Below are 2,661 nucleotides of genomic sequence, written 5' to 3'. Positions count from 1 at the left end.
GCGCTGCTGCCGTCAGTGCGGCCCTGGGCGCTGCCGAGCACCCAGGGGCGCCGCGACGGCGGCAGCAGGAAGCCGTCGCGCGCCACCATCGGCGCGGGAAAGTCGACGATCTCCAGCGGCACCCGGTAGACGCGCTGCGCCAGATGCACGATGGCGCTGGCCGCCAGCCCGCGGCTCAGCAGCGCATCGGCGGCGGTGTCGTCGACCACGAAGGCCACGCGCACGCTGCGCGCCGGGCCCGGCGGCATGGCGCAGTACAGAGCGAGCTGCGGATCGACCTCCATCGGCTCGATCGGCCCGACCCAGGGGCCGGCGCGCGGAAAACGCACCTCGTGGTTCGGATGCGGGCTCGCCGGCGGGAGCGCCTCATCGCTCTCCGACGGAGAGAGGGCCGGGCCGTGCGCCTCCGCCTCCCAGGCCTGGTTCAGCAAGGCGGCCAGCCGCTCGTAGGGACTGGCCTCGCCGCCGACGCGATCCATCGCCGCCTGGCCGATCAGCGGATCGAGGTGGCCATAGTCCACGAGCAGGTCGCACATGTGCGGCGGCTGCCCGTCGGCCGCCTTGCCGAACAGCGGCACCCATTCGGGATGGATCTGCGCGAACTGCAGCGACGAACGCAGCGCCCCTTCCTTGTCGAACAGCTCGTTCTCGCAGCCGTGCACGAAGCGCACCGGCAGCGCCATGTGGCGCGCGATCGCGCTGTCGTTGGCGTAGACGTTGAAGCCGTCCTCGCTGACCAGCCGCTCGTACTCCACGAAGCGCGCCGCATGCGCGAACACGCGCACCGAGGCATTGCCGAACAGCTTGGGCAGTTCGCGGTGGGTTCGGGCGTTGAGGTTGCGGTGCTTGAACAGCTCGGCGTCGAGGAAGCGCACGCGCCTGCAGGTCGCACAATCGTCGTCGTGCGGCCGGCCCAGCGTGCCTTCGCCTGGGCAGTGCTCGCCGGGCGGCACCGGCAGCGCCGCGAACAGGCGATCGACCAGCGATTCGACCAGCGACTCCACCGGCCCGCGCACCGCCAGCGGCACCGTGGTGCGGCCCGCCAGGTTGCGGATGAAGGCCGGCAGCCAGGTCTTGCCCTGCGAGGAGCGCGAGCCCACCGTGAACAGGTGCGTCTGCGCGCTCACCAGGCCCGCGAGTTTCGGCAGCAGCGGGCGCACGCCGGTGGCCGACACGTAGCCGGCGCTCTCGATGGGATACGACAGCCGCCCCGCCAGCAGCGCCATCTGGAAGGCCGCCGCGCCGAGGCACTGGCCGAAGGCATGGAGCTGCAGCGGCAGCCCGGCCTCGGGTCCGACGACCCGGTCACGCTCGCTGCGCAGCAGGTCGAGCACGAAATCGACCGCCTGCGGAATGTCGATCATCGCGACCTGGTCCGCGGTGCCCGGCTCCTGCGAGGCCCGCGAGCGCGGGCTCAGCCGGGTGTCGAGCACCCAGACCTCCCAGCCGAGGCTGTAGAGATACTCGGCGAAGTTCTGCGTCGTGCCCTTGAAGGTGAAGGTGTGGCCCGACATGCCGAAGGCATGGGTCAGCAGCACCGAGCGCGCGCGCCGCACGGGCACGCCGCACCACGTTCCGCCCACGAATTCCGGCAGCCCGTCGGCGGCAGTCCGCCGGTAGCGCCACAGCCGGAGCTGCACGTTCTCCACCGCCTCGGTGCCGTCGTCGCTCGACGAGCGGCCGCGCCGCACCCACAGTGAATGCGCCTGCGGATGGACGTCGCCCTGCGTGCTGCCGCAGGCTTCGCCGCGCAGCTTCAGGTCCTCGGGGCTGGCGATGTCGACCAGCGGACTGCCGCTGTAGTCGGGCAGCCGGAAATCGAGCATGCGCGTCTGCAGCGCGAAGCGCGCGAGCAGCGCCGGATAGGCCACCAGCGTGCCCATCGCCGAGCTGGCGTCGGCGCCGCCGAGCAGCTCGATCGGCGTGTCGCGCACCGCGCGCGCCACGTCGAAGGCGAAGTGCGCTTTCGCAGCGCGGTTGCGCCACGGCGACCACCACGGCGCGGGCCGGTCGTCGGCATCGAGCGTGATGACCGGGCAGGTGAGCTGGGTGAACAGGTCGGGCCGCAGGTCGGCCGGCGTGACCTTGCCCGGCCGGTCGGCCGCCCACCCCCACTGCCACAGCCGCTGCGCGCCATGCACCACGAGCTGCGGCCAGCTCGCGGCATAGACGACCTCCTTGGTGCCGCGCAGCCGCAGGCGCCGGACCGGATCGGGCCGGGGCATGCCGTCGGGGCGCAGCGTCAGCTTGAGGTCGTATTCCACGTGCCGGATCTCGGTGGCGGCCCACCAGGCCCAGAACATGTTGCGGCTGCGCTCGAGCGTGATCTCGGTGTCGCCGCGCCGCCAGTCGAGGTAACCGCGCAAGGTGAACCAGGTCAGCACCGTGCGCGGCAGGCTGGCGATGCGCCGCAGGGTCGCGAGCGGACCGCCAGGCTCCACCGCGAGGATGGAGACCGCGCCGCCGCGGATCTTGTAGTTGACGAAGCGCTCGCTGGCCGGCCTGGCATCCGGGGCCGCACCCTCGACCAGGGGTTCGAAACGCAGCAGCCCGCGCACGCCCGTGAAGCGATGCCGCGCATCGTTCCACAGCTGCTGCCAGTCGAAGGTGTGCATGCTGACCACCATGTCGCAATCGGCCGTCGGCGTGCCCAGCATGCGG

Annotated in this window: 1 protein-coding gene; it reads right to left on the bottom strand. The window is 72.1% G+C overall.

The window, feature by feature from the left end; all coding sequences use genetic code 11:
* On the bottom strand, positions 1–2,661 hold a 2,661-nt coding region (locus tag AC27VN_RS38335; protein ID WP_490880046.1), incomplete at both ends, for an alpha/beta hydrolase family protein.

The sequence above is a fragment of the Variovorax sp. 20P10.2.4 genome, from assembly GCF_058244205.1.
This window is presented reverse-complemented; position numbering and strand designations above follow the sequence as displayed.